Origin of the sequence: Xanthobacter autotrophicus, from assembly GCF_030015065.1 — a bacterium.
GTDB lineage: Bacteria > Pseudomonadota > Alphaproteobacteria > Rhizobiales > Xanthobacteraceae > Xanthobacter > Xanthobacter autotrophicus_D.
This window is the reverse complement of sequence record NZ_JAIVFN010000016.1, coordinates 18,573-43,632: the sequence shown is the minus strand read 5'-3', so window position 1 is coordinate 43,632 and position 25,060 is coordinate 18,573. Positions and strand designations below refer to the sequence as shown.

Here is a 25,060-nt window from a genome sequence, read left to right as displayed (position 1 = left end):
TCAGGCGACCTGCCGGATGTGGGCCGCCACCGCCGCCCGCAGTGCCGCCGCGTCCACCTCCGTCGGAATCTGGCGCAGGGCCAGGGCGCGCTCCGCCCGCTCCTGCGCGACGCCCGAGAGAACGGGCGACACCTCGGCCACGACGGCCATCTCGTCGAGACGGCCATTGCAGTGGAGCAGCAGGTCGCAGCCGGCGCCGAGCGCATCGCGGCCGCGGGTGGCCATGTCGCCGGCCAGCGCCCCCATGGAGAGGTCGTCGCTCATGAGCAGGCCGGTAAATCCGATGCTGCCCCGGATCACCTCGTCCATCACCTTCGGCGAGGTGGTGGCGGGCCGCTCCGGGTCGATGTCCGCATAGACCACGTGGGCGGTCATGCCGAGGGGCAGGTCGGCCAGCGCCCTGAAAGCGGCAAAGTCCGCGCTCTCCAGCTCGGCGCGGGGGGCGGTGACCACGGGCAGCCGCTCGTGGCTGTCGGCCGGGGCGCGGCCGTGGCCGGGAATGTGCTTGAGCACTGGAAGCACGCCGCCTTCGAGCAGCCCCACCGCCGCCGCGCGGGCGAGCGCCGCCACCGGCTCCGGCGCGGTGCCGTAGGCGCGGTTGCCGATGATGCCGTGGCCGTCCGGGTGGCGCAGGTCGGCGCAGGGCAGGCAGTCCACGTCGATGCCGAGGGCGTAGAGGTCGGCGGCGATGGCGCGGGAATTGAGCCGCACCACCTCCAGCGCCGCCACGGGGTCGTCGAGATAGAGCGCGCCGAACGGCTCCGCCGGCGGGTATTCCGGCCAGTGGGGTGGCCTGAGGCGCTGCACGCGCCCGCCTTCCTGGTCGATCAGCACCGGCGCCTGCCAGCCCACCGCCGCGCGCAAATCCGCAACGAGGGCGCGGACCTGGTCCGGCGTCTCCACGTTGCGCGCGAACAGGATGAAGCCCCACGGCGCGGCATCCGCGAAGAAGGCGCGCTCGTCTGGGGTCAGGTGCGGACCGGCGCAGCCGGCGATGAAGGCGCGGGAGGTCATGTGCTGGGCCTATAAGCGGGGGAAAGCGCCGTCAAGTTCGGGAAGACGCGCCGGCACCGCGCCCCTCCCCGTCCCTCCATGCCGGAAACAGGATCCCGGACATGAAAACGGCCGGGCAAGCCCGGCCGTCGTCAGGAGAATTTCGGGTCGGCTCAGAGGCCGGCCACGTAGCGGCTCGGGTCCACCGCGGTGGAGCCCTTGCGGATCTCGAAGTGCAGCTGCGGCGAGTTGACGTTGCCGCTCTGGCCCGCCTTGGCGATGATCTGGCCGCGCCGCACGGTGTCGCCGCGCTTCACGTTCAGCTCGCTGTTGTGGGCATAGGCGGTGACATAGCCGTCCGCATGCTTCACCAGCACGAGATTGCCGTAGCCTTTCAGTTCGTTGCCGGCATAGGCCACGGTGCCGTCTTCGGCGGCGCGCACGCCGGTGCCTTCCGGCACGGCAAAGTTCACGCCGTCATTGTGGGCGCCGCCCGGCTTGGGGCCGAAGGAGGCGATGACGCGGCCCCGCACCGGGGCGCGGAACTGGGGACCGGAGCCGGAGGCGCGGGGGGCGTCGTCCGCATCGTCTGCGGGGGTCACCTTGGCGGCGGTCTCCACCTTCGGCTCGGGCGCGGCCGACCTGGCCACCGCCTGGGTCGGCGCGGCCGTGCCCTTGGCGGACGCGCTGGCGGCCGGAGGCGGGGTCAGGGTCTGCGACACCACGGGGGCGGCAGCCAGGGGCTTGGCGGCGACGGTCGCCGGCTGGCTGGCCGGCTTGCCGGGAACGGTCAGGGTATTGGAGGCGGTAGCCACCTGCGGCGGCTTCGCGGCGGCGACCGGCTGGGCCGCCGCCTGGACGGCATGCGCCTGGGACGCGCCGTTGCCGCCGGGGGGGATGACGAGGGTCTGGCCGGTACGCACCGTATGGCCCGCCGGGATGTTGTTGGCCGCGCCCAGCGCCGCCGGGGAAACCCCGTACATGCGGGCCACCGATGCCAGGGTCTCGCCGCCGACCACCACATGGGTGCCGGGAGCGGCAGGACGCGCGGCGGCCGCCACCGGGGCCGGAGCGGTGGCTCCGTAGCCCGGCGCACCATAGAGCGGCTGCCCGCCGCCGGAGGCGGCATAGGATGAAGGCTGGGGACCGGGCGGGGGAAGGGCCATGGAATCGACCCGGCCGGACGGCGCGGCGCCGAGCGAGCCGGTGACATCCCCGCCTCCTTGCCCGCCTCCGGGCTGGCCCTGGTAGCCGCCGCCGTAGCCGGCATTTGCCTGCTGCTGGGGCTGCGGCGCGAAGCCGTCCGACAGGAACCGGGTCGCGTCCGAACTGCATCCGGCGACCGTGCCGGACACAAGCCCGATCAACGCCAGTCGCGCGAAGACATTACGCCCGTGAGTCTCGCTGGAAATACGCATGTGACCGAACTCGCACGCAACGAAATACATGCGGCAGTTAAGGGGTCCATGCGTAAACGGCGGCTTAAGTGACCGGGTCCCGGCGGACTGCCGCCCAAGTTTCACCTGACCCGTTGCGCAGGAGCAACACTGCCCCACGCGGCCGGCGCGATGCCGGATCAGCGCCCGACCGGGGCGGTCACCACGTTGGTGCCGCTCGTGGTGGTGTCCGTCACGGAATGGCCCAGATGCTTCACGTGATGGCCGTACTGGGCGCGGGTGTTCTCGTCCACCACCGCCACCGGCGCGGCGATGACGAGGCCCGCGGCCGTGCCCACGGTGGAAGCCGCGTCCGAGGTGAGCTTGATGATGTGCTCGCCCATGCCCACGCGGGAATCCGTCATGGTCTGGCCCTCGGCGAGGCGGGCGCCGATGGCCTGCACCACCTGCGGGTTCTCGGCGAACTTGCCGTGGGCAAGGGCATCGTTGGTCTTCAGTTTGGTGAGGTCGATGACGTTGATGTTGTTGCGCTCGAACTCGGAGCGGTAGGGCTCCAGCTCGGGATTGACCGCACCCACGCGCGGCACGTCGCCCCAAACCCGCTTGGAGACGGCGAGCGCCTTGTCGTCCTGGGAAACGAACATGGTGAAAGCCGGGCGATCCGGCCCGAACTCATTGAAGAAGGTGGCGAAGACGTCCACGTCCACGTCGGGCGCGGCGAGCATCACGTACTTGATCTTGGGCAGGATGCGACCGTTGCGGATGGCCATCTGCCGCAGCGCTTCAAGCGTCACCACATTGCCCATGGAATGGGCGAGGATGGAAATTTCGCCCACGTTCGGGTCCTTCGCCATGAAGGTCAGGAGCCGCTCGAGGGAGTCCCGCGAGACCGATGTGCTTTCCCGGTCGTAGCCATAGGCGAGCAGGCTGCCGCGCGACGGCCAGGTGAACAGCACCGGCGTCACCGGGGCGTTGGAATCGTGGATGATCTGGGCAAAACGGAACACCGCGTCGTCGAAGCGCTGGTTGTAGCCGTGCACGAACACCAGCGCCTGCCGGTTCGGCGTGCGGCGGATGCGCTCGCGGAACCACGCAATGGCCTGGTCCTGGGTCAGTTCGTCAAGCTTGGTGGTGACGAAGTCGGTGGCCGGATTGCCGGGAACGGACTTCGGCCACTGCACATCGCCGGGCTTGCGGGCGCTGTCCGGCGGGATGGAGACGGTGATTTCGGCATAGCTCGGCTTGCGCGCGCGCTCGCCGCTGAAGATGTCCGGCCCGTCGTCGCGCGCTCGCACGGTGGCGACCACCATATTGACCCGGGAGGTTCCGGGAACATCGTCGGGGACCGGGATGAGCACGCCGGACGGCCGCCCCCCGCAGCCCGCAAGGGTGCCGAGGAGCACTGCGCACGCCAGAACCCGCCACCTGCGGCGCGACACGACAACCGCCACGTTATTCATCCCCCGAAACGGTACGTAAACCTTCGATAACGGACACGTCTGCCTGCGGCAACCGCAGCGCAGCGTAAGAGCAGGCCAATGGGGCCGCGCCATGGCGCTTTAAATCAAAGTGTGGCCGCAGCGCCCGGCACGAGCGGCACGAAACGCACCTTCATCAGCTCGGTGCGCGTGCGCCCGGACTGCTCCTTCACGTAGCGCACGAGGGTCTGGATCTCCTCCGGAGCCCCCAGCGGCATCACGATGACACCGCCGAACTTGAGCTGGTCGATCAGCGGGAGGGGAATGTCGGGGGCCGCCGCAGTCACCATGATGCGATCGAAGGGGGCGCGGGCGGGCATGCCCTGGGTGCCGTCGCCCACATAGGCGGTGATATTGCGCAGGCCCAGCACCTCGAAGCGCGCCTGCGCCTCCTCCACCAGGGACCGGTAACGGTCTATCGTCACCACCCGCGCGGCAAGGTGGGAGAGCACGGCGGCCTGGTAGCCCGAGCCGGTCCCCACCTCCAGCACCGTATGCTCTGCTGTGAGCGACAGGGCCTCCGTCATGGCCGCGACGAGGCTGGGCTGTGACATGGTCTGGCCGCAGGCGATGGGCAGGGCCACGTCGTCATAGGCATGCCGGCGCAATGCGGGGTCCACGAACAGCGGGCGCGGCACCAACTCCATGGCGCGCAGCACGCCCACGTCGCGAATCCCCTTCTGGCGCAGGCCGAGGATGAAGGCCATGCGTTCGGCCTGTTCGCCTTCGCTCTCGCCGGTGCTCATGCGGGACCCCCATTGGTGCGGGTTAGCCATTGATTGATATAGTAGATCGCATGTGACCTCCAGTTGAAGACGAGGATGGGCCGCTTGCGCGGCGCAGGCGAAGAGGACACCTTCCGCCGCCATGCGCCCGGATGCCCTCCTCCCCCTGTTCGCGCCGCTCACCAGCCTGCCGGGCATCGGCCCCAAGCTGGCGCGGCCCTATGGCCGGCTGCTGGGACGGGAGATGCCGCGCGTCATCGACCTCTTGTTCCACATGCCCTCCGGCTTCGTGGACCGGCGCGCCCGCCCCGCCATCGCCGAGGCCATCCCGGAAACCGACGTGACGCTGGAGGTGCGGGTGGACTCCCACCAGTCCCCACCCTCCGGCAGCCGCGCGCCCCACCGCACCTATGTGTCGGACGCGTCCGGCGACATGGTGGTGGTGCATTTCAAGATGGACCCGGCGCGGCTGGAACACATGCTGCCCGTGGGGCAGACGCGGTGGCTGTGCGGGCGCATCTCGCTCTATGACGGCATGCGGCAGATGACCCATCCCGACCGCGTCCTCGATGCCGCGGGCCTCGCCAGATTGCCGGCGGTGGAACAGGTCTATCCGCTGGTGGAGGGGCTGGCCGCCGGCCATGTGCGCCGGGCCATGGAGGCCGCGCTCCAGCGCGTGCCCGAGCTTGCCGAATGGATTCCGGCCGAACTCCTCGCCGAACGCGGCTGGCCCTCCTTCAGGGAGGCCCTTGCCCGCGTGCACCGGCCCGCCACGCCCCACGAGGCGACCCCGGCCGGCGGGCCATGGCGGCGGCTCGCGTTCGACGAATTGTTCGCCCACCAGATCACCCTCGCCTTGCTGCGCGCGCAGGAGGAGAAGGCCGGCGGTCGCCCGACCGTGGGCGACGGGCACATTTCCGCACAGCTCCGCGCCGCCCTGCCCTTCCGCCTCACCGGCGGGCAGGAGCAGGCGGTGGAGGCGATCCGCGCGGACCTCGCCGCCGAAACCCGCATGCTGCGCCTGCTCCAGGGCGACGTGGGCTCCGGCAAGACGGTGGTGGCGCTGATGGCGGCCGCCACCGTGGCCGAGGCCGGCCGCCAGACCGCCATCATGGCGCCCACGGAAATCCTCGCCCGCCAGCATCACGAGACCATCGCCCCCCTCGCCGCGGCCGCCGGCCTCTCCGTCGGCCTCCTCACCGGGCGGGAGAAGGGCCGAGCGCGCACCGCGGTGCTCACGGAATTGCAGCACGGCCGCACCGACATTGTGGTGGGCACCCATGCGCTGATCCAGGACGACGTGGCCTTCCGCGACCTCGCCCTCGTGGTGGTGGATGAGCAGCACCGCTTCGGCGTGGAGCAGCGCCTGACCCTCGCCCGCAAGGGGGAGGCGGTGGACATGCTGGTGATGACCGCCACCCCCATCCCGCGCACCCTCGTCCTCACCCTGTTCGGCGACATGGAGTCCAGCGAGCTGCGCGAGAAGCCGCCGGGCCGGCAGGCCATCGACACCCGCGCCATCCCCCTCGACCGGCTTGACGAGGTGGTGGCGGCGGTCGGCCGCGCCCTGTCCTCCGGCGCCCGGGCCTACTGGATCTGCCCGCTGGTGGAGGAGACCGACACCTCGGACCTTGCCGCCGCCACCGAGCGGTTCGAGGTGCTGAAATCCATCTTCGGCGACAAGGTGGGGCTGGTGCACGGCCGCATGTCCGGGGCGGCCAAGGACGAGGCCATGGCCCGCTTCGCCGCGGGCGAGACCCGGCTACTGGTGGCCACCACCGTCATCGAGGTGGGGGTGAACGTGCCGGAGGCCACGGTAATGGTCATCGAGCATGCGGAGCGCTTCGGCCTCGCCCAGCTCCACCAGCTGCGCGGGCGGGTGGGGCGCGGCGACAAGCCCTCCGTCTGCCTCCTGCTCTACCGCGCGCCTTTGGGCGAGACGGCGAAGGCCCGCCTCGCCATCCTGCGCGAGAGCCAGGACGGCTTCCGCCTCGCCGAGGAGGATCTGCGCCTGCGCGGCGAGGGCGACGTGCTCGGCACACGGCAAAGTGGCATGCCGGGCTTCCGTACGGCGCGCCTCGAATTCCATTCCGGCGAGGTGGAGGCCGCCCGGGCCGCCGCGGCTGAGCGCGTCAGGTCCGATCCGGACCTTGCGGAACCTGAGGCCGGCCCGCTCCACACCCTGCTGCACCTGGCCGAGCGCGACGCCGCCATGCGCTTGCTCTCGGCCGGATGAGGGGCCATGTTCCGGCCATGACGGCCGATTCAGACACCTCCGGCGCCCTGCCACCCACCGGCCGCCCGCATCGGTCGGAAGGCGAGCAGCTGGCCGGCCGCTGGTCCCGCGCGGCCATCTACCGGAAGCTCCTGTTCGCGGCCGGCATCGTCTTTCTCGTCATCGGCGCCATCGGCATGGTGGTGCCCATGCTGCCGGGAACGGTGTTCCTGATCCTGGCCGCATGGTGCTTCACCCGCTCCTCGCCGCGCTTCGAGGCGTGGCTCTTGAACCACCGCTGGCTCGGCCCCGGCGTGGTGCGCTGGCGCGAGACCGGAGCCATTCCACCGCTGGTGAAGCTGTTCGCCCTGTCGAGCTTCGTCGGCACCTGGACGGGGAGCTGGTATTTCGGCGCGCCGACGATTCTTCTGGCGGTGCTGGGCGTGGTGTTCATCGCCCTGACGGTGTTCGTGGCGAGCCGCCCCAATCACTGACGGGCGGCGTGCGAACGGGGCTCCCGCCGGGAGCCCCGTCGCTGTCCTGCATCCGGCTGGAGGCTGCTTCAACCCGCCTTGGTGACCGGCGGGATGGCCCACGAGCCGTCGAGGATGGAAGGCGCGGTCTCGTTCGGCCAATAGAGGCGCATCATCAGCTTGAACTTGTCCTTGGGCGCCGGCAGCCAGTTGGCCTCCTTGCCGGGACCGGGATTCTCGTTCTGGATATAGATGACCAGCGAACCGTCCGCCTCGATCTTCGGATTCGTCCGCATGCTCATGGAATAGCGGTTGATCGGGTTGGCCACGAAGAACATCTGGTCGTCGTACATGGTGAGCGACCAGAAGCCCTTCACCGGCGGCAGCTGGCCGGCGGGGAACTTCAGGGTGTATTTGTTCGCGCCGCTATAGGCCTCGCCGTTCGCGGCCTTGAGCGAGGTGGGATAGACCGCGTCCTGCGGCCGGTTGGCGCCGAGGCCGATGGCGGTAACCAGGGCCCGCTGGAGATAGTCGGTGCCATAAAGGCCGGTCTTGGTGGTGTAGCCCCAGCCACCGGCCTCCTTGACGTCGCCATCGCTGAACTTGAAGTGCAGCATGATGCGGTCATAGGACAAGGTGGGCAGGCGCTTCGACCAGCGGGCGTCGATCGCCTTCGCGTCGAAGCTCTGCCCCGGCACGAGGCCGATGGCCTTGAAGCGCTCCAGAGCCGGGGCATCCTGCGCGGCGGGCGGATTCTTCTTCATGAGCTCGGCGAGCAGGGTGAAGAACTCGACCGCGCTGAGGTCGTTCACCTGGTCGCGCACCGGGGTCTTCATGTCGATGGAGGGATCGACCTTGCCGGCCGGCGGGGTGTAGTCCTTGCCCCAGGTGGAGAGCGGCTGCAGCTTGAACTGGTCCTGCAGGGCATGGACCGCCGCATAGTCCTCCGGTGTGCCGGTGCAATAGATGCGGCCCAGCATCCAGACCATGCTGGTGGGCGACTTCAGCTGCGTCATGCCCGCGGGCACCGTGCCGGTCCAGCCGGGCCCGGTGATGAGATAAGTCTGGGCGCCGGTGCCGGTGGTGCGCGAGCCGGGCACCTCGAACACGTCGGTCCAGCCGGAGAGGAAGGGCAGGAGGAAATAGCGGCCCTTCATGTCCGGCACGCCGACGACCCACGGCTCGTCGCCCACGTCGAAGAAGGCCGTGGTGTAGAGGGTATCCGCGTTCGGCGCCGTCACGTCGCGGAACGTGGCGTCGGGATAGGAACGCAACTTGATGATGGTGCCCATCGGCCCGCGGGTGCCCTCGGCCTTGGCGACGTTGGTCAATACCCGCCGCGTCATCTCCATGGTGACGAGGGGATAGCCGAAGACGTAGGCGTCGGAGGCGGTCTTGAAGTCCTCGGCACCCTCGACCAGATCGGCGAGGGGACCATCCCAGGCGAGGGCGCCCCTGGCCATCATCGCTGCGGACGCGGCAGCGCCAGCGAGCATCATGTTCCGGCGGGAAATGGTCATTCCTGTCCTCCTCAGGGTTGCGACAGCTGAGCCGGCGCCGTTCTAACGGGGCGACCATGGCTCCGCAATGACCGCCAAACCGGTCGTGCGCGCCATGGCGCGGAAGGCCAAGACGGGTGGAATGATTACCCAGACTACTCCACCGTAACGGATTTCGCGAGGTTGCGCGGCTGATCCACGTCCGTGCCCATGATGACCGCCGTGTGATAGGCGATCAGCTGCACCGGAATGGAATAGACCATGGGGCACACGGTGGACGGCATCTCCGGCAGGATCAGCTTCTGCACCGCGTCCACCGCCGCCGCCTCGGCACCCTTCGGATCGGTGACGAGGATGATCCGGCCGCCGCGCGCCGCCACCTCCTCCATGTTGGAGACGGTCTTGTCGAAGATGCGGTCGTGGGGAGCGATGACCACCACCGGCATCTTCTCGTCGATGAGGGCGATGGGGCCATGCTTCAGCTCGCCGCCGGCATAGCCCTCGGCGTGGATGTAGGAGATTTCCTTGAGCTTGAGCGCGCCTTCAAGGGCAAGCGGGTAGTTGGTGCCGCGGCCGAGATAGAGCACGTCCCGCGCCTTGGCGAGGGTGCGGGCCAGCACCTCGATCTCGGGCGAGAGCTTCAGCGCCTCGGTCATCAGGCGCGGCACTTCCATGAAGGCGCGGACCAGCCTGTGCTCATCCTCCTCGCCCAGCACGCCCTTGGCCCGGCCGAACGCCACGGCGAGGCAGGCCAGCGTCGCCAGCTGGCAGGTGAAGGCCTTGGTGGAGGCGACGCCGATCTCCGGCCCGGCCAGGATGGGCAGCACCACGTCCGCCTCGCGGGCGATGGTGGAGGTGGGCACGTTCACCACCGCCACCACCTTCTGCCCGCACTCCTTGGCGTAGCGCAGGGAGGCCAGCGTATCCGCCGTCTCGCCCGACTGGGAGATGACGATGGTGATGCCGTCCGGCGTCAACGGCGTCTCGCGGTAGCGGAACTCGGAGGCGATGTCGGTGGAGACCGGCACCCGCCCGAACCGCTCGAACCAGTATTCCGCCACCTCGCCCGCATAGAGCGCGGTGCCGCAGGCGGTGATGGAGATGCTTGACACCGCCTTGGGGTCGAACGGCAGTTCCGGCAGGGTCACGGTCTCGGCGGCGAGGTCGAGATAATGGCCGAAGGTGTGGGAGATGACCTCCGGCTGCTCGTAGATCTCCTTCGCCATGAAATGGCGGTGGTTGCCCTTGTCCACCAGCATGGCGCCGGCCGGCACCTTCTGGATGGTGCGCTCCACCAGGCGCCCGGTCTCGTCGCGGATCTCGACGCTCTCGCGGGTCAGCACCGCCCAGTCGCCCTCTTCGAGATAGGCGATGCGGTCGGTGAACGGACCGAGCGCGATGGCGTCCGAGCCGAGGAAGTTCTCCCCCTTGCCATAGCCGATGGCCAGCGGCGAGCCGCGCCGGGCGCCGATCAGAAGGTCGGTCTTGCCGTCGAACAGGAAAGCGAGGGCGAAGGCGCCCTTCAGGCGCGGCAGCACGGCGGCCACCGCCGCCACCGGCTCGCGGCCGGCGAGCAGTTCGCGGTCCACCATCTGGGCGACGATCTCGGTGTCGGTATCGCTCTTGAAACCGACGCCCTGGGCTTCAAGATCCTGCTTCAACTCGCGGAAATTCTCGATGATGCCGTTGTGCACCACCGCCACGCGCCTGGTGGCATGGGGATGGGCATTGCGCTCGGAGGGCTTGCCGTGGGTGGCCCAGCGGGTGTGGCCGATGCCCGAATGGCCGTTGAGCGGATGCTTGTCGAGCTTGGTTTCCAGGTGCCGCAGCTTGCCTTCGGCCCGGCACACCTCCAGGTGGCCGTTCTCGAGGGTCGCGATGCCGGTGGAATCATAGCCGCGATATTCGAGGCGGCGGAGCGCCTCCACCACCTTGTCCGCGACAGCGCCCTTCCCGAGAATGCCGACGATGCCGCACATGCACAAAAGCTCCGCTGGTTCCGGTCGCCAGAGGTCGGCGCCCGCTTAAAGCCCAAGGTCCACTCCAAAGCTGAATGGACCGTTCCCGCCCGTTCGCTCAAGCCCGGACGGCATCACTTCCGCTTTCGCTTTCTGACAGCGGGGAACGCCTCAGCCCTTCGGTTTGGCGCGGGCGGCGCGGAACTCCCGCGCCCAGCCCTCCTTCACCACCTGCCGGCTGCGGGCGATGGCGAGGGCATCGTCCGGCACGTCCGAGGTGATGACGGCACCGGTGCCGACGAAGGCGCCCTTGCCGACGGTCACGGGAGCGACCAGGGCGGAATTCACGCCGATGAAGGCCCCTGCCCCGATCTCCGTGCGGTACTTGCCGAAGCCGTCATAGTTGCAGGTAATGGTGCCGGCACCGAGATTGGCGTCCGCGCCCACATGGGCGTCGCCCACATAGGACAGGTGGTTCACCTTGGCCCCGCTTTCGATATGGGCGGCCTTGGTCTCCACGAAATTGCCGATGCGCACCCCCGAATCGAGCTGGGTGCCCGGCCGCAGCCGCGCATAGGGACCGATGCTGACCCCCGATTCCAGCCGCGCGCCCTCCAGGTGGCAGAAGGCGTGGATGACCACGTCGTCGCCGACGCTCACCCCGGGGCCGAACACCACGTGAGGCTCCACGATCACGTCGCGGCCCAGCACGGTGTCGGCACACAGGAACACGGTTTCGGGGGCCACCAGCGTGGCGCCGCCGGCCATGGCGGCAAGGCGCAGGCGGCGTTGCAGGATGGCCTCCGCCTCGGCCAGCTGCACCCGGCTGTTGACGCCGGCCACTTCGTCCGCATCGGCGCGGGCGGCCACGGCAGGAAGCCCGTCGGCGCGGGCGATCTCCACCGCGTCGGTGAGATAATATTCACCCTTGGCATTGGCGTTGCCGATGCGCTCCAGAATGCCGAGCGCGTGGGTGCCGGCCAGAGCCATGAGGCCGGCATTGCAGAAGCCAATGGCCTTTTCCGCCGCGCTCGCATCCTTCTCCTCGCGGATGGCGACGAGGTCGTCGCCAGCCGTCACGAGGCGGCCGTAGCCGGTGGGGTCGGCCGGCTCGAAGCCGAGGGCCGCCACCGCCGCGCCGGCCGCCAGCGGCGCCCGCAGCAGGCCGAGGGTTTCCGGCCGCACCAAGGGCGTGTCGGCATAGAGCACCAGCACGTCGTCGGCGCCCTTCTCGAGCGCGGCGCGGGCGGCGAGGACGGCATGGGCGGTGCCGAGGCGCTCGGTCTGCTCGAACACCTCCGCATCGGGCACGATCCTGCGGACCTCGGCAGCGACATCCTCGCGGCCGGGACCGACCACCACGGCGGTGCGGGTGGCGCCGGCGGCGCGGGTGGCGGCCAGCACGTGGTGCAGCATGGTTCTGCCGGCAACCTTGTGCAGCACCTTCGGCAGCCGCGAGGCCATGCGGGTGCCCTCCCCGGCCGCGAGAACCACAACGAGCAGGCTCCGGTCACTCATTCTCACCCCTCCTCGGCGAAGCGCTGTCCCTTACCCTGCCGCCGCCCCGTGCGCCATCCCGCCTTGCCACTGGACCCGTCCGGCGTCATTTCATAAGGAGCATGCTCCGTTCCGCCGGCCGAAGAGACCTTGAATGCCGAACATTCCCTATTCCGAGCGCCCGCTCTTCCTGCCCGGCCCGCGCACCCTCAACTGGCTGATCCCGCTGGGCATGGGCGCGGTGGGATGGGCGCTGTACATGCGCTACCTGGTGGTGGAGCCCGCCCTGGTCGGGCTCGCCTGCGAGGCCGGGCTCGAAAGCGCCGCGTGCTATGGCCGGGCCGCCGTGCTGGCCCTGTCCCTGTGGAACGTGTTCGGCGCCGTGGCGCTGGTTGTGGCACTGATCCAGCTTGTGGCGCCGGGCCTCGCCACCTTCGCGGTGGGCATGGTGTTCTCCGCCTTCGCGCTGGTGTTCCACAACGAGATCGCCGGCGCGCTGGCGGCGATGATGCTCATCCTTTCCTTTGCACGGCCTGGACCCGCCACAGCGTGAAGGCGAGGACGAGGCACAGCGCGCCGAACCAGGCCGCCTGCCAGTTGGACAGGGTCTCGTTGAGCGGCACATAAATGCCTGCCACCAGAAGGCCCCACATGGCGACGACCTCGCCGAGGCCCGCCCCGTCCCGGTCGGCGCGGCGCACCAGCATGGGCGCCGTCACCGCCGCCACGATGGCGGTGAGCGGAAACACCGGGAAATCCTTGTAGCGCGGGTCGAACACCAGCTCGAAGGCCACCGAGCCCGCCGCGACCACGGCCAGCGCCAGCATCAGCGCGGCGGCGATGGCGGCGCCGGACGAGACCGCCCAGCGGCGCGCGTCGAGGGCCACGGAGAACGGCGCGAGACCCTGGCCTTGCCCGATCACCGCCGGCATCACCACAAGGCTCGCGGCCGCGACGGCGAACAGGAAGCCGTTGCGCAGCCAGCCGACAAAGCCGAGGCTTTCCAGCGGCAATGCGGAAATCGCCGCCCCCAGGGTGGCGCCGCCGAACAGGGCGATGCCGGCGACCGCCAGCCAGTCCCGCGTGTCCGGACCGCCCTCGCGCGCCCGCCCGCCGGCAAAGGCACTGGCGAACACCCCCGCCACCACCACGAGGCCCACGGCGATGTGCATGCGCCAGCCGGGATGATCCTCCACCGGCTGCCCCCAGGCGAATTTCGGCATGCGTGTATCGGCGTCGATGAGCCCCCAGTGGCCGCCGACTGTGCCCTCGCTGCGCCGCTTCCAGGGCTGGTCGAAGGCTTCGATGACGTTGACGCGATAGCCCTGACGCTTGGCCAGCGCCACCACGTCGTGCATCACCCGCGCCTGGTTGGAGGGGGACGGCAGCGCCTCCTCGCGCATGCGGCCGGCGCTGGGCCATCCGGTCTCGCCGATAAGGATCTCCTTGCCGGGAAATGCCTCGGCCATGCGCTGGCGGATCTCGTCCACATGGGGGCCCGCCTCGGCGGCGGAAACCGGCAGGTCCTCCCAATAGGGCAGGATGTGGATGGTGACGAAATCCACGTTCTCCGTCAGGCCCTTGTTGCGCTCCCAGAACTCCCACACGTCGGCGTAGGTGACCGGGACGGGCGCGACCTGGCGCCTCACGCCGGCGAGCACGCCCGCCAGCTCGGTGGCGGACATTTCGCCGCGCAGCAGCACCTCGTTGCCCACCACCACGCCCTTGACCACGTCGGGATTTTCCTGGGCGAGGCGGATGCCGGTATCGAGCTCGATGCGGTTGCGGTCGACCTCCGGCCCCAGCCAGATGCCGAGCAGCATGGTGAGGCCGTGCCTGCGGGCGATGGCGGGCGCCTTGTCGAGCCCCATCTCGATGGAATAGGTGCGCACACAGGCCGAGATCCTGGCGAGGCGGGCGAAATCCTCGTCGATCTGCGCTTCCGGGATCACCAGGCCCTTGTGGAACGGCGACTGGCCGTCGCGGAACGGGGCGTAGGACACGCAGGGTAGCTTCTCGCCCTGCGCCAGCGGCGACGGTGGCATGGCCACGGGCCGCCCGAGCAGGGTCCAGAGGCCGGCGATGAGGCCGGCCACCACGAGCGCGAGCACCACGGGCAGCCGCACGGAGGAAGGCATCGAAACTCCAGACGAGACGAGGGGACCCCGCCGCCACATAGAGCCTCACAAAGGCGGTGTGAAGCCTTCCCGCAGGTGCGGGCGTCGCAAGGTCACGCCCATGGGGAGGGCGCCGTCATGCTGACAAATTCAATCCCTTCTCCTAACGTGTCGCCGCGGCTCTCTCCGCGTTCCTTCTGAGAAAATGGCACTCATGCAACGCTTTCGACTTCCGCTCCTCGCGGCCGCCATCGCCTTCGCCTGCGTTTCGCCGGCCGCCGCACAGAATCAGCCGAGCGAGCAGAAGCCCGCCACGGAGCAGCTGACACCGGAGCAGAAGGCCGCCGCCGAAGCCCAGCGGCGCTCTGTGGAGGAGTTCAATGAGGCGGCGAAGCTGCCCGGAACGGCCGGCTTGCCGGAATGCGTCTGGACCGGGCGGCGGATCGCCGCACTGCTGTGGCGTGACGATATCGACACCGCCCGCCGGCACCTCGAAATGTACCAGCAGTTCGGCTGCCCGACCGAGCACCTGAAGCTCGCCTTCCGCTGCCTGGTGCGGCAGGGCAACATCGACCCCAAGGCCCAGGAGCGCCTCGGCGGCCGGGTGCAGCAGTGCTGGGTCAATCCGGACTATGTGGCGGCGGCCCCGCAGCCGGCCCCTGCTCCGGCGCAACAATAAGATCACCGGCCGATCATGGGGCTGACGCAACGGCGTCCCAGCAGCGCCATGATCGGGATTTATCTCCAACGGTGAGCATGTTAGTGTCTCGACGCAATGCAGCGTAAATTGATCGTTAATGCTGCATTGCCGACCGCGGGGGCAGGTCGAAAGGGTGCCCCGAAGCCGTTTCCCGGAACCCTCCGCCCTAAGCCAGCGTTCAGGGTTCGATCTCCCCTCCAGGGTGGGCTTTGCCATGCGTCCCGGTCTTGCTGCTGCGGCAGCGGTCATTGCGGTTGTGACCTCGATCCACGCCGCGATGTGGCTTTCCACGCGTCCCGAGGTAAGCGCTCCGAACATCACGGACCGCTTCCAGAGCCTGTCCTTCGCCCCCTTCAGCCGGGACATGAGCCCCGAGGGCGAGGCTCCCACCAATGCCGCGCAGATCCGCTCCGACATGCAGGTGGTGGCGCCCTACACGCGCGGCGTGAGAACCTATTCCTCCACCAACGGCAAGGAACTGATCGCCCCCATCGCCGGCGAGCAGGGCATCCGGGTGACGGCGGGCGCGTGGCTCAACCGCGACCACGACAAGGACACCGGCGAGGTCATTCCCAAGGCGAAGGCCGCGAACGACCGCGAGATCGCGGGCGTGATCGAGGTGGCGCGCCAGAACCGCAACGTGCAGGCCGTGGTGGTCGGCAACGAGACCCTGCTGCGCGCCGACATGGACGACCGCCAGCTGGCCGAGCTGATCCGCAGCGTGAAGCGGCAGGTGAACGTGCCGGTGACCACCGGCGAAATCTGGAACACCTGGCTCGACCACCCGGAGGTCGCCTCGTCGGTGGACTTCATCCTCGCCCACATCCTGCCCTACTGGGAAGACGTGCCGGCGGACAAGGTCGTCGATTACACCATCAACGCCTACAACCGCCTGCGCGCCGCCTATCCCGGCAAGCGCATCGTGATCGGCGAGTTCGGCTGGCCCTCCCACGGCTACAATCGTGGCGCCTCGGTGCCCGATCCGCTGGCCCAGGCCATGATCATCCGCGATTTCGCAGCGCGGGCGGATGCGCTCGGCATCGAGTACAACATCATCGAGGCCTTCGACCTGCCGAAGAAGCAGAACGAGGGCTCGGTCGGCCAGTACTGGGGCGTGTTCGACGCGGACCGCGACCTGAAATTCCCCCTCACCGGCCCGATCTACGACAATACCTTCAGCCAGACCGCCATCCTCGCTCTGCTGCTCGGCGTGCTGTTCACGCTGCCGCTGCTGCGCATGCGCGAACTGACCATGTCACAGGGCCTCGTGCTCGCCGGCGCCGCCAACGGCGTCGCGGCCTGGCTCGCCATGGTGGTGGACTATTGGCTCAACCATTATGTGACCGGCGGCGACTACATCACCCTCGCCCTGAGCGTGGTGATGCTGGTGCCCCTCGTCTTCGTGTTGCTTTACCGGATCGAGGAGATGGCGGCGATCGCCTTCGGCAGCGGCCCGCGCCGGCTCATCGACGCGCACAAGTCCGGCGTACCTACGCGCTTCCCCAAGGTCTCCATCCACGTGCCCGCCTATCGCGAGCCGCCGGAGATGCTGAAGCAGACCATCGATGCCCTGGCGGCGCTCGAATATCCGAATTTCGAGGCCATCATCATCGTCAACAACACGCCCGACCCGGCGATGGTCGAGCCGGTGCGCGCCCATTGCGCGGCGCTGGGCGACCGCTTCAAGTTCATCAATGCGGAGAAGGTGGCGGGCTTCAAGGCCGGCGCCCTGCGCATCGCCCTGGAGCAGACCGCGCCGGATGCCGAGATCATCGGCGTGATTGATGCGGACTATGTGGTGACGCCCGACTGGCTGAAGGACCTCGTGCCGGTGTTCGACGACCCCACCGTGGGGCTGGTCCAGGCGCCGCAGGACCATCGCGACGCCGACCGCAGCCTGCTGCACGAGGCCATGAACGCCGAATATGCCGGCTTCTTCGACATCGGCATGGTCCAGCGCAACGAGGACGACGCCATCGTGGTGCACGGCACCATGTGTCTCATCCGCCGCGCGGCGATGATGGAGGCCGGAAACTGGTCGTCCGACACCATCTGCGAGGACACCGATCTCGGCCTGACCATCGCCGAGAACGGCTGGAAGACCCACTATACCCGCAAGCGCTACGGCTACGGTCTGCTGCCCGACTCGTTCGAGGCCTTCAAGAAGCAGCGTCACCGCTGGGCCTATGGCGGCTTCCAGATCATCAAGAAGCACTGGCGGAAGTTCCTGCCGAACCGCTCGCGCCTGACCACGGCCCAGCGTCGCCACTTCATCCTCGGCTGGGTCTCCTGGCTCGGCTCGGAATCGGTGGGCGCCTTCATGGCCATCGCCTCCCTCGCCTTCGTGCCCTTCGTGCTGCTGCTCGGCGTGTCGGTGCCGGCCCATGTGCTGACGCTGCCGATCCTGGTGACCTTCCTCGTCTACCTGATGCACTTCGTCAGCCTCTACCGGCTGCGGGTGGACACTACCCCCCTGCGCATGGTGGGCGCGGCGGTGGCGGCGAGCGCGGTGCAGTTCACGGTGGCAAAGGCGGTGCTGGACGGCTTCCGCTACAAGGACCTCGCCTTCGCCCGCACGGCCAAGGGCAACAACTGGCTCGCCGGCGCGGCCCGCTCCTTCCCGGCCTTGCCCGAGGCCACGCTGGGCGGCCTGCTGCTGCTGGCAGGCATCGCGCTGCTGGTGCTGAACAACTGGCCGGGCGTGGCGCTGACCAAGAATGACTGGCGCCATATCCGCGAGATCAACCTCTATGGCATCGCGCTGATGGTGCAGAGCCTGCCCTTCGTCGCCGCCGCCCTGATCGGCGCCTTCGAGCCCTCGCGCTTCAACCAGTTCGCCTTCTGGCGTGCCGTGGGCGCCAAGCTCGCCGTGGTGCCGCGCCGCCTCGGCCTCACCCCTCCGCCCGCCGTCGCCGACTGAGGCGCCCGGCCCCGGCTGAAACCGACACCGAACGCCCGGCCTTGTGCCGGGCGTTTTCGTTTCAGGCCCGCTGGTGGAAGGCAGATCCGATTCACTCAGGAGTATCTAAATACCTCCTGCCAAGGCGGTCGCGCCATTTCCGTTTGGCCGCTGGTGCTCTATGTCTTTGTGTTGACGTGTTTTCTTCGCGCGAACCGGTTTCCACTTCGCTCAAAAACGCTCTATGAAAGCGCATGACGCGCCCATCCCCGCCCCACGCCATCATCCTCGCCGGCGGCCTTGGCCAGCGCATGGATGCGCCGGCCCGGGGCGCGCCGGCAAAGCCGCTGGTCCGGCTCGGCGGCGAGCCCCTCATCGCCCACGTGATCGCGCGCCTGCGGCCCCAGGTGGGCGCACTCTGGATCAACGCCAATGCCGGCGCGCAGAACTATGCCGGATTTGGCTGCGAACTGGTGCCGGATACCATCCCCGGCCATCCGGGCCCCCTGGCGGGCGTGCTTGCGGGCCTTGAGCGCCTGGCGCGCGAGGATCCTGGCGCCAGCCTCCTCAGCGTCCCGGCCGACACGCCCTTTCTGCCCCACGACCTCGCCGCCCGCCTCCAGAGCCGGCAGGCGCTGACCGGCGGCGTGGTCTGCGCGGGCTCCCTGGGGCAACGCCACCCGGTGATCGCGCTCTGGCCCGCGTCCTCTCGCACCGCGCTGCGGCAAAGCCTGGAGGCGGGACGGCTGAAAGTCGGGCTTCTCCTCGATGGCCTTAAAGCCGTAACAGAAGCGTGGGACAGTGAACCGGAAGATCCCTTCTTCAATGTGAACACACCGGAAGACCTTGCCATTGCAGAGATTCGCCGGACTGCCCGGCAATGAAGCATGGTCACGCTTGCGGCAGGATTGGGGAGGGTTTAGGACTGCTTCACGGCAGCTTCGCATTCGCGAAGACGCCAGAGCGGGGACGGACTTGCCGCTCGGGGATCCGGATGGCCACGTCCGGCTCCGCGTGGAGATCCGGTTCTTGTCCGCCCAAAGGATGAGGGATCCATGGACGCCACCACCAATACCGGGGCAAAAGCGGCCAAGCTGAGCTTGGGGGAAAAGAGCTGGGACCTTCCGATCCACGAAGGGACCATTGGCCCCGACGTGGTCGACATCTCCAAGCTGTACGGCCAGACCGGGCTGTTCACCTATGACCCCGGCTTTACCTCCACCGCTTCCTGCGAAAGCAAGATCACCTATATCGACGGTGACGAGGGCGTGCTGCTCTATCGCGGCTACCCCATCGAGCAGCTCGCCGAGAATGGCGACTTCCTCGAAACCTGCTATCTCCTGCTCTACGGTGAGCTGCCGACCGCTGCCCAGAAGGCCGAGTTCGACGCTTCCGTGACCCGTCACACGATGGTCCACGAGCAGATGAGCCGCTTCTTCCAGGGCTTCCGCCGCGATGCCCACCCCATGGCGATCATGGTGGCTTCCGTCGGCGCGCTCTCGGCCTTCTACCACGACTCGACCGATATTTCAGACCCCACCCAGCGCCTGATCGCATCCATCCGCATGATTGCGAAGATGCCGACGCTGGCGGCCATGGCCTACAAGTATTCCATCGGCCAGCCGTTCGTTTACCCCAAGAACGACATCGACTATACGTCGAACTTCCTGCGCATGTGTTTTGCGGTGCCGTGCGAGGAATACAAGGTCAACCCGATTCTCTCGAAGGCCATGGATAAGATCTTTATCCTCCATGCCGACCACGAGCAGAATGCGTCCACCTCCACGGTGCGCCTCGCCGGCTCCTCCGGCGCCAACCCCTTCGCCTGTATCGCCGCCGGCATCGCCTGCCTGTGGGGCCCCGCCCATGGCGGCGCCAACGAGGCGGCCCTCAAGATGCTCACCGAGATCGGCCATGTGGACCGCATCCCGGAATACATCAAGCGGTCGAAGGACAAGAACGATCCCTTCCGCCTCATGGGCTTCGGCCACCGGGTCTACAAGAACTACGACCCGCGCGCCAAGATCATGCAGCAGACCTGCCACGAAGTGCTGAACGAACTGGGCATCAAGGATGACCCGCTGCTCGACGTGGCGGTGGAGCTGGAGCGCATCGCGCTCTCCGATGACTATTTCATCGAGAAGAAGCTCTATCCGAACATCGACTTCTATTCGGGCATCACCCTGAAGGCGATGGGCTTCCCCACCACCATGTTCACCGTGCTGTTCGCCCTCGCGCGCACCGTGGGCTGGATCGGCCAGTGGAAGGAGATGATCGAGGATCCGGGCCAGCGCATCGGCCGTCCCCGCCAGCTCTATACCGGCGCCGCCCAGCGCGACTATATCGCCATGTCGAAGCGCAAGTGATCGAAGCGCAAATGATCGACGCGCAAGTGATCGACGCGCAAGTGATCGACGCGCGTGTCATCACCGTGCGGACGATCGGAATTGGATGAAGCAAGGAAAGCGCGGCCTCCGGGCCGCGTTTTTCGTTCGGGCGCCGCTCCCGTGCCCATGGCGAGGCGGTAGGGCGAGCCCGGCATTGATCAGGACGCGAGGCGGTTCGCGACAGGCTCAGGCCGGCGGCAACGCGCCGGGGCGCCCATGGCGGGCGAGGCGCAGGACCACTTCGGCCGCCCGGGCGCTGGGGCTCGGCCCGGTAATGCCGAAAATGGCGTCGAACCGGGCAAATGTCGCTTCCTGGCGTGCCCGCTCGGGCGTCGCGCCGATGACCCGGTCGAGGGCATCGGCCAGCACCGGCACCGTGAGATATTCCTGCAGGAATTCCGGCACCACGTTTTCGCCCGCCACCAGATTGGCGAGGATGACCGTGGTGCCCTGGAGCACGCGCCGCGCGATCTGGGCCTCGACCCATCCCACGCGATAGGCCGCCACGTGAGGAATTCCGGCCAGCGCCAGTTCCAGCGTCACGGTTCCCGATGCCGCAAGCGCGGCGCGGGCGCTGCGGAAGGCTGCGTATTTCTCCGCTTCCGTGGTGACGATGCGCGGCTTGAGCGGCCAGGACGCGATGGTCTCGCGCACCAGCGGCTCGAGACGCGGCAGGGTGGGCAGCACCAGATCCATGGGCCGGCCCTGCCCCACGCGCGCCAGCGCGGCACCGAAATCCGCCCCGAGCCGGACGATCTCTCGCCGGCGGCTGCCGGGAAGCACCAGGACCAGCGGCGGCTCCTCGCTGCGGCGCCGGGCCTCCGCCTCCGAGGGGCGCAGTTCGGAGAGCCGCTCCAGCAGGGGATGGCCCACATAATAGGTGGGCGGCCCGCCGAGCCGACGGTGCACCTCCGGCTCGAAGGGCAGAAGCGCAAGCAGCGCATCCACGTGCGGACGCATGGCCGCCGCCCGCCCCGGCCGCCAGACCCAAACGGTGGGCGAGACATATTTCACGATGGGGATGTTCGGGTTCCGCGCCCGCACCCGCGCCGCGACGCGGTGGGTGAAATCCGGCGCATCCACCAGCACCAGCACGTCGGGCGGATCGGCAAGCACCGCATCCACGGTCTGCCTGAGGCGCCTCAGGATGGTGGGCAGTTTGCCGAGGACCGCGGCGATGCCGATGGCGGTGAGGTCCTCCATGGGAAAAAGGCTCGCGAGCCCGGCCGCTTCCATGCGCCGGCCACCCACACCCGTGAAGGCGATGCCCGGCGCAGCGGTATTCAGCGTCTCCATGAGCGCGCCGCCGAGCTGGTCACCGGACTCCTCGCCAGCGACCATGAAGATGCGGAGCACCTTCCCCGCCTGCCCGCTCATAATGGCCTGCTCACTTCTGGCCACTCCGGTCCATGCCGAAAATGAACAGCCCGGCGGCATCGGCGGCGGCGATCAGCGCCTGAACGTCGGGCACGATGGCGCCGCCGGCCTCGAAGGCGATGCCGGCGAGCCCTGCCTCGGCGGCGCGCGCCACGGTGGCGGGACCGAGGGACGGCAGGTCCACGCGCCGGTCCTGCCCGGGTTTCGGTGCCTTCACCAGCACGCCGCGCCCCGCGTGAAAGCGCAGGCGTCCGGTGCGGCGCATATCGCCATAGCGCGCGAGCATCTGGTCGGTTCCCTCCGCCGCCTCCACCGCCGCGACGAAGCCATCCACCACGATCACTCCCTGCCCGACGTCGAACGGCCCGAGGGTGCGGATGACATCGAGCCCGCGGGCCATGTCCTGCCGGTCCTGCGCCGATGGGGCGCGCGCGCCGAGGACACCCTGCGGCAGGAGCAGCCCCGGGGCCACCTCGTGCGCGCCGACAAGGTTGAAGCCCTGCTCCGCCACTAGCCCGAGCACGCCCGAAAGGAGATGATTGTCGCCGCCGCGGAACAGCCGCGCGATACGCGGCAACAGGCGCAGCATGGTCCAGTCGAAACCGAGATCGGACACGCGCGGACGGGTCAGCGCGCCCACCATCACCACATCGCGCACGCCCCGCGCCTTGGCCAGGGCGGTGACGCTGCCGAGCGAGCCAAGGCGAAACCACTGGTGAGGATAGCGCTCCAGCGCCGGATCGGCGAAGCCGCGGATCAGCAGCAGCAGCACCTCGCGCCCCTGGGCGATGACCGCCTCCGCCACGGCGGCGGGAAACGCGCCTCCCCCCGCGACGATGCCCACGGGGCCGCCGCCGGGAGGTTTTTGCCCCGCTCCGACCTCAGGCGCACCCGCATCGGGAGCGCACGGGCCGGGCGTCGGGCCCTGCCCGTTCTGCCCCGCAAGGCCCACGCCTCACTCCTCCTTGATGACGCCCCGGGACGGCTGGCAGATCGGCCGCTTGCGGTCGGCGTCGATGAAGCTCACCACGGCCGCGGCGAAGGCCGAGGTCGCGGCCTTTTCGCGTACCGCCTCGAGCCGGGCCTCGAACGTGCCCTCGCCGAAGAACAGGTCACGATAGACCACCCGCGCCGCGTGCAGGTCGGACTTCGAGAATCCGCGGCGCTTCATGCCGATGACGTTGAGCCCCACGAGCTTGCCCGCCTGGCCGAGCACGTTGCCGAAGGGGATCACATCCTCCCGCACGCCGGTGAGGCCTGAAATCATGCACTGGGCGCCGATGCGGGTGAACTGGTGCACCGCGCACTGCCCGCCCAGGAAGGTGAACTCGCCCACGCTCACATGGCCGCCGAGAACCGCATTGTTGGCGAAGATGACGCTGTTGCCCACCGTGCAGTCGTGGCCCACATGGGAGCCCGTCATCATCATGACGCCGTTGCCGATGCGGGTGACGCCGCCGCCGCCCGCCGTGCCGATGCTGGCGGTGGCATGCTCGCGGATGACGCAGTCCGAACCGATGAACAGTTCGCTGCGCTCGCCCTTGTAGTGGACCGACTGGGGTGCCGTGCCGAGGGCGGCGAAAGGATAGACCGTGGTGCGCGCGCCGATGGTGGTGGCGCCCTGGATATTCACATGGGCGAGCAGCTTGACGCCTGCCTCAAGCACCACGTCCGGACCGAGAACTGAGTAGGGGCCGATCTCCACATCATCCGCGAGGCCCGCCGGGTTCTCCACCCGGGCGGTGGGGTCGATCTTCGCCACTAGCTGTTCTCCATGATCATGGCGCCGACCTTGGCCTCCGCGACGAGCTCGCCACGCACCTTGGCCTCACCGCGATACCACCACATATTGCGGCGGCGCGAGATGCGCGTCATGTGATATTCGAGCACGTCCCCCGGCACCACGGGTCGGCGGAACTTCGCCTCGTCAATGGTCATGAAATAGACCAGAGAGGGCTTCTCGCTGTCCTTGCCGAGCACGCAGACCACGCCCGCCGTCTGCGCCATGCCCTCGATGATGAGCACGCCCGGCATAACCGGGTTGCCGGGAAAATGGCCCTGGAAATGGGGCTCGTTGGCGGTGACATTCTTGATGCCGATGCAGGAGAGGTCGCCGTCGATCTGCTCCACCCGATCCACCATCAGGAACGGATAGCGATGGGGCAGGCAGGTCAGCACCTTGAGAATGTCGGCGCTGGCCAGCACCTTGGGCGTCGCGACATCCGCGGTTTGCGTCGTATCGTTCATTCCCCCGATCCTTCCCCTTCCCCGTCGTTGCCGCCCCGCTTCGCACTGGCGGCGGCGAGGCGCTTGAGGGTCGTCACTTCACGGAACCACTCGCGCACCGGCTTGGCGGGCGATCCGCCCCAGCGCACGCCGGGCGGCACGTCGCCCTTCACATTGCTGGAGGCGGCGATCTGCGCACCGGTGCCGATGGTGCAGTGCCCCACCACGCCCACCTGACCGCCGAGCATTACGAAATCCCCGAGGGTGGTGGATCCCGAAATACCGGTCTGGGACACGATGATGCAGTGCCGGCCGGTCACCACGTTGTGGGCGATCTGCACGAGATTGTCGATCTTGGTGCCTTCGCCGATCACCGTATCGGTGAGCGCGCCCCGGTCGATGGTGGTATTGGCCCCGATCTCCACCTCGTCCTGAAGCACCACCCGGCCGAGTTGCGGCACCTTCGCGTGGCCCCTGGTGCTCGGCTGGTAGCCGAAGCCGTCCGAGCCGATGCGCGCGCCGCCATGGATGATGACGCCGTTGCCCACGAAAGCGTGGATGAGGCTGGCGCCGGGACCGATGGCGCAGTTGCGGCCAATGCGGACATTCGGACCGATGACGGCCCCCGCGCACACCACCGTCCCCGCGCCGATCTCGGCACCCGGCCCGATCACAGCGCCCGGGTCCACGGTCACGCCGTCCTCCAGCCTCGCCTTGGGATGCACCTGCGCACCGGGCGCGACCCCGTCCTGCCCGAAGATGGACAGGGGCTTGAGCGCTGCCGGGAACATGGTCCGCGTCACGGCGAGGAAGGCGGCGGCAGGCCGGGCGGCGATCAGCAGCGGCAGGCCAGGCGGCGCCTTGGCAGAGAACCGATCGGACGTGATGACCGCGCCCGCGCGGACAGTGCCCAGCTTCTCGGCGAACTGGATCGTGTCGCAAAAGACGAGCTCGTCAGGCCCGGCGGTTTCCAGGGTCCCGACTCCCGTGATGCGGCGGGAACCGTATTCGGCGAGTTGCGTATCATCGGCCGCGGCCAGCCGCGCTCCGCTGAGGGACGCCACCTCCGCAAGGGTCAGGGGCGCCGGGAGCGGGAAGAAGACGTCATGGCTCATGGAA

General features: G+C 68.7%; 20 protein-coding genes. 7 read left to right on the top strand and 13 right to left on the bottom strand.

Annotation, left to right across the window (positions count from 1 at the left end; genetic code table 11):
- From nagZ to K9U40_RS05725, 4 genes are all read right to left on the bottom strand, one after another.
- Positions 1 to 1,014 carry a beta-N-acetylhexosaminidase gene (gene nagZ, locus K9U40_RS05740; RefSeq protein ID WP_282889251.1) on the bottom strand — a complete coding sequence of 338 codons (1,014 nt, stop codon included), beginning with the start codon at positions 1,012 to 1,014 and terminating at the stop codon, positions 1 to 3.
- A 152-nt stretch (positions 1,015 to 1,166) separates the two neighbouring features.
- Complete coding sequence (locus tag K9U40_RS05735; protein WP_282889250.1) at positions 1,167 to 2,411, bottom strand: M23 family metallopeptidase; 1,245 nt, start codon at positions 2,409 to 2,411, stop codon at positions 1,167 to 1,169.
- Between the two features lie 158 nt (positions 2,412 to 2,569).
- Positions 2,570 to 3,841: an alpha/beta hydrolase gene (locus K9U40_RS05730; protein ID WP_282889249.1), complete on the bottom strand. Its 1,272-nt coding sequence runs from the start codon at positions 3,839 to 3,841 to the stop codon at positions 2,570 to 2,572.
- A 113-nt stretch (positions 3,842 to 3,954) separates the two neighbouring features.
- The gene (locus tag K9U40_RS05725) at positions 3,955 to 4,614 is read right to left on the bottom strand and encodes a protein-L-isoaspartate(D-aspartate) O-methyltransferase (protein WP_282889248.1); all 660 of its coding nucleotides are present in this window, start codon (positions 4,612 to 4,614) and stop codon (positions 3,955 to 3,957) included.
- Between the two features lie 121 nt (positions 4,615 to 4,735).
- On the opposite strand from K9U40_RS05725, the gene recG reads away from it, so the two are divergent.
- Both recG and K9U40_RS05715 read left to right on the top strand, forming a co-directional pair.
- On the top strand, positions 4,736 to 6,829 hold the full coding sequence (recG, locus tag K9U40_RS05720; protein WP_282889247.1) for an ATP-dependent DNA helicase RecG: 2,094 nt from the start codon (positions 4,736 to 4,738) through the stop codon (positions 6,827 to 6,829).
- A 17-nt stretch (positions 6,830 to 6,846) separates the two neighbouring features.
- A complete protein-coding gene (locus K9U40_RS05715; protein WP_282889246.1) occupies positions 6,847 to 7,302 on the top strand; it encodes a YbaN family protein in 456 nt (151 codons plus the stop codon).
- A gap of 68 nt (positions 7,303 to 7,370) precedes the next feature.
- Here the strand turns inward: K9U40_RS05715 and K9U40_RS05710 are convergent, their stop codons facing one another.
- The 3 genes from K9U40_RS05710 to glmU all read right to left on the bottom strand — a co-directional run bounded on the left by K9U40_RS05710 (position 7,371) and on the right by glmU (position 12,256).
- Positions 7,371 to 8,801, bottom strand: coding sequence for a DUF1254 domain-containing protein (locus K9U40_RS05710; RefSeq protein ID WP_282889245.1), 1,431 nt, complete (start codon positions 8,799 to 8,801; stop codon positions 7,371 to 7,373).
- Positions 8,802 to 8,935: 134 nt separating this feature from the next.
- The gene (gene glmS / locus K9U40_RS05705; RefSeq protein ID WP_282889244.1) at positions 8,936 to 10,759 is read right to left on the bottom strand and encodes a glutamine--fructose-6-phosphate transaminase (isomerizing); all 1,824 of its coding nucleotides are present in this window, start codon (positions 10,757 to 10,759) and stop codon (positions 8,936 to 8,938) included.
- Positions 10,760 to 10,909: 150 nt separating this feature from the next.
- Positions 10,910 to 12,256, bottom strand: a complete 1,347-nt coding sequence (gene glmU / locus K9U40_RS05700) for a bifunctional UDP-N-acetylglucosamine diphosphorylase/glucosamine-1-phosphate N-acetyltransferase GlmU (protein WP_282889243.1) — start codon at positions 12,254 to 12,256, stop codon at positions 10,910 to 10,912.
- 133 nt (positions 12,257 to 12,389) lie between these two features.
- Between glmU and K9U40_RS05695 the strand changes: the two genes are divergently transcribed.
- The gene (locus K9U40_RS05695; protein ID WP_282889242.1) at positions 12,390 to 12,788 is read left to right on the top strand and encodes a hypothetical protein; all 399 of its coding nucleotides are present in this window, start codon (positions 12,390 to 12,392) and stop codon (positions 12,786 to 12,788) included.
- Here the strand turns inward: K9U40_RS05695 and K9U40_RS05690 are convergent.
- Positions 12,748 to 14,373 (bottom strand): glycosyl hydrolase family 17 protein, encoded by a 1,626-nt coding sequence (locus K9U40_RS05690; protein ID WP_282889241.1) that lies wholly within the window; start codon positions 14,371 to 14,373, stop codon positions 12,748 to 12,750. The two genes, K9U40_RS05695 and K9U40_RS05690, sit on opposite strands and share 41 nt — an antisense overlap.
- A 193-nt stretch (positions 14,374 to 14,566) precedes the next feature.
- Here K9U40_RS05690 and K9U40_RS05685 point away from each other — a divergent pair, with 193 nt between their 5' ends.
- The 4 genes from K9U40_RS05685 (at position 14,567) to gltA (ending at position 20,317) form a co-directional block, all read left to right on the top strand.
- Complete coding sequence (locus tag K9U40_RS05685) at positions 14,567 to 15,031, top strand: hypothetical protein (RefSeq protein WP_414114758.1); 465 nt, start codon at positions 14,567 to 14,569, stop codon at positions 15,029 to 15,031.
- A gap of 235 nt (positions 15,032 to 15,266) precedes the next feature.
- Complete coding sequence (locus K9U40_RS05680) at positions 15,267 to 17,972, top strand: glycosyltransferase (protein ID WP_414114757.1); 2,706 nt, start codon at positions 15,267 to 15,269, stop codon at positions 17,970 to 17,972.
- Between the two features lie 233 nt (positions 17,973 to 18,205).
- Complete coding sequence (mobA, locus tag K9U40_RS05675; protein ID WP_282889238.1) at positions 18,206 to 18,835, top strand: molybdenum cofactor guanylyltransferase MobA; 630 nt, start codon at positions 18,206 to 18,208, stop codon at positions 18,833 to 18,835.
- A 171-nt stretch (positions 18,836 to 19,006) separates the two neighbouring features.
- Positions 19,007 to 20,317 (top strand): citrate synthase, encoded by a 1,311-nt coding sequence (gltA, locus tag K9U40_RS05670; protein ID WP_282889237.1) that lies wholly within the window; start codon positions 19,007 to 19,009, stop codon positions 20,315 to 20,317.
- Between the two features lie 207 nt (positions 20,318 to 20,524).
- Here the strand turns inward: gltA and lpxB are convergent, their stop codons facing one another.
- From lpxB to lpxD, 5 genes are all read right to left on the bottom strand, one after another.
- On the bottom strand, positions 20,525 to 21,715 hold the full coding sequence (gene lpxB, locus K9U40_RS05665) for a lipid-A-disaccharide synthase (protein ID WP_282889236.1): 1,191 nt from the start codon (positions 21,713 to 21,715) through the stop codon (positions 20,525 to 20,527).
- Between the two features lie 10 nt (positions 21,716 to 21,725).
- Positions 21,726 to 22,559, bottom strand: coding sequence for an LpxI family protein (locus K9U40_RS05660; protein ID WP_282889235.1), 834 nt, complete (start codon positions 22,557 to 22,559; stop codon positions 21,726 to 21,728).
- Positions 22,560 to 22,670: 111 nt separating this feature from the next.
- Positions 22,671 to 23,477, bottom strand: coding sequence for an acyl-ACP--UDP-N-acetylglucosamine O-acyltransferase (gene lpxA / locus K9U40_RS05655; protein WP_282889234.1), 807 nt, complete (start codon positions 23,475 to 23,477; stop codon positions 22,671 to 22,673).
- Complete coding sequence (fabZ, locus tag K9U40_RS05650) at positions 23,477 to 23,962, bottom strand: 3-hydroxyacyl-ACP dehydratase FabZ (protein WP_282889233.1); 486 nt, start codon at positions 23,960 to 23,962, stop codon at positions 23,477 to 23,479. The genes lpxA and fabZ overlap by 1 nt, the downstream gene beginning before the upstream one ends.
- Positions 23,959 to 25,056 (bottom strand): UDP-3-O-(3-hydroxymyristoyl)glucosamine N-acyltransferase, encoded by a 1,098-nt coding sequence (gene lpxD, locus K9U40_RS05645; protein ID WP_282889232.1) that lies wholly within the window; start codon positions 25,054 to 25,056, stop codon positions 23,959 to 23,961. Before lpxD ends, fabZ begins: the two co-directional genes overlap by 4 nt.
- Positions 25,057 to 25,060 lie beyond the last annotated feature (4 nt).

What these genes read in the sequence shown, in the direction of transcription:
- glmS (WP_282889244.1), bottom strand. Translation starts at nt 10,759, where the DNA reads ATGTGCGGCATCGTCGGCATTCTCGGGAAGGGCGCTGTCGCGGACAAG.
- nagZ (WP_282889251.1), bottom strand. Translation starts at nt 1,014, where the DNA reads ATGACCTCCCGCGCCTTCATCGCCGGCTGCGCCGGTCCGCACCTGACC.
- recG (WP_282889247.1), top strand. Translation starts at nt 4,736, where the DNA reads ATGCGCCCGGATGCCCTCCTCCCCCTGTTCGCGCCGCTCACCAGCCTG.
- fabZ (WP_282889233.1), bottom strand. Translation starts at nt 23,962, where the DNA reads ATGAACGATACGACGCAAACCGCGGATGTCGCGACGCCCAAGGTGCTG.
- glmU (WP_282889243.1), bottom strand. Translation starts at nt 12,256, where the DNA reads ATGAGTGACCGGAGCCTGCTCGTTGTGGTTCTCGCGGCCGGGGAGGGC.
- gltA (WP_282889237.1), top strand. Translation starts at nt 19,007, where the DNA reads ATGGACGCCACCACCAATACCGGGGCAAAAGCGGCCAAGCTGAGCTTG.
- K9U40_RS05695 (WP_282889242.1), top strand. Translation starts at nt 12,390, where the DNA reads ATGCCGAACATTCCCTATTCCGAGCGCCCGCTCTTCCTGCCCGGCCCG.
- K9U40_RS05715 (WP_282889246.1), top strand. Translation starts at nt 6,847, where the DNA reads ATGACGGCCGATTCAGACACCTCCGGCGCCCTGCCACCCACCGGCCGC.
- K9U40_RS05725 (WP_282889248.1), bottom strand. Translation starts at nt 4,614, where the DNA reads ATGAGCACCGGCGAGAGCGAAGGCGAACAGGCCGAACGCATGGCCTTC.
- mobA (WP_282889238.1), top strand. Translation starts at nt 18,206, where the DNA reads ATGACGCGCCCATCCCCGCCCCACGCCATCATCCTCGCCGGCGGCCTT.
- K9U40_RS05685 (WP_414114758.1), top strand. Translation starts at nt 14,567, where the DNA reads ATGCAACGCTTTCGACTTCCGCTCCTCGCGGCCGCCATCGCCTTCGCC.
- K9U40_RS05690 (WP_282889241.1), bottom strand. Translation starts at nt 14,373, where the DNA reads ATGCCTTCCTCCGTGCGGCTGCCCGTGGTGCTCGCGCTCGTGGTGGCC.
- K9U40_RS05680 (WP_414114757.1), top strand. Translation starts at nt 15,267, where the DNA reads ATGCGTCCCGGTCTTGCTGCTGCGGCAGCGGTCATTGCGGTTGTGACC.
- K9U40_RS05735 (WP_282889250.1), bottom strand. Translation starts at nt 2,411, where the DNA reads ATGCGTATTTCCAGCGAGACTCACGGGCGTAATGTCTTCGCGCGACTG.
- K9U40_RS05710 (WP_282889245.1), bottom strand. Translation starts at nt 8,801, where the DNA reads ATGACCATTTCCCGCCGGAACATGATGCTCGCTGGCGCTGCCGCGTCC.
- lpxB (WP_282889236.1), bottom strand. Translation starts at nt 21,715, where the DNA reads ATGAGCGGGCAGGCGGGGAAGGTGCTCCGCATCTTCATGGTCGCTGGC.
- lpxD (WP_282889232.1), bottom strand. Translation starts at nt 25,056, where the DNA reads ATGAGCCATGACGTCTTCTTCCCGCTCCCGGCGCCCCTGACCCTTGCG.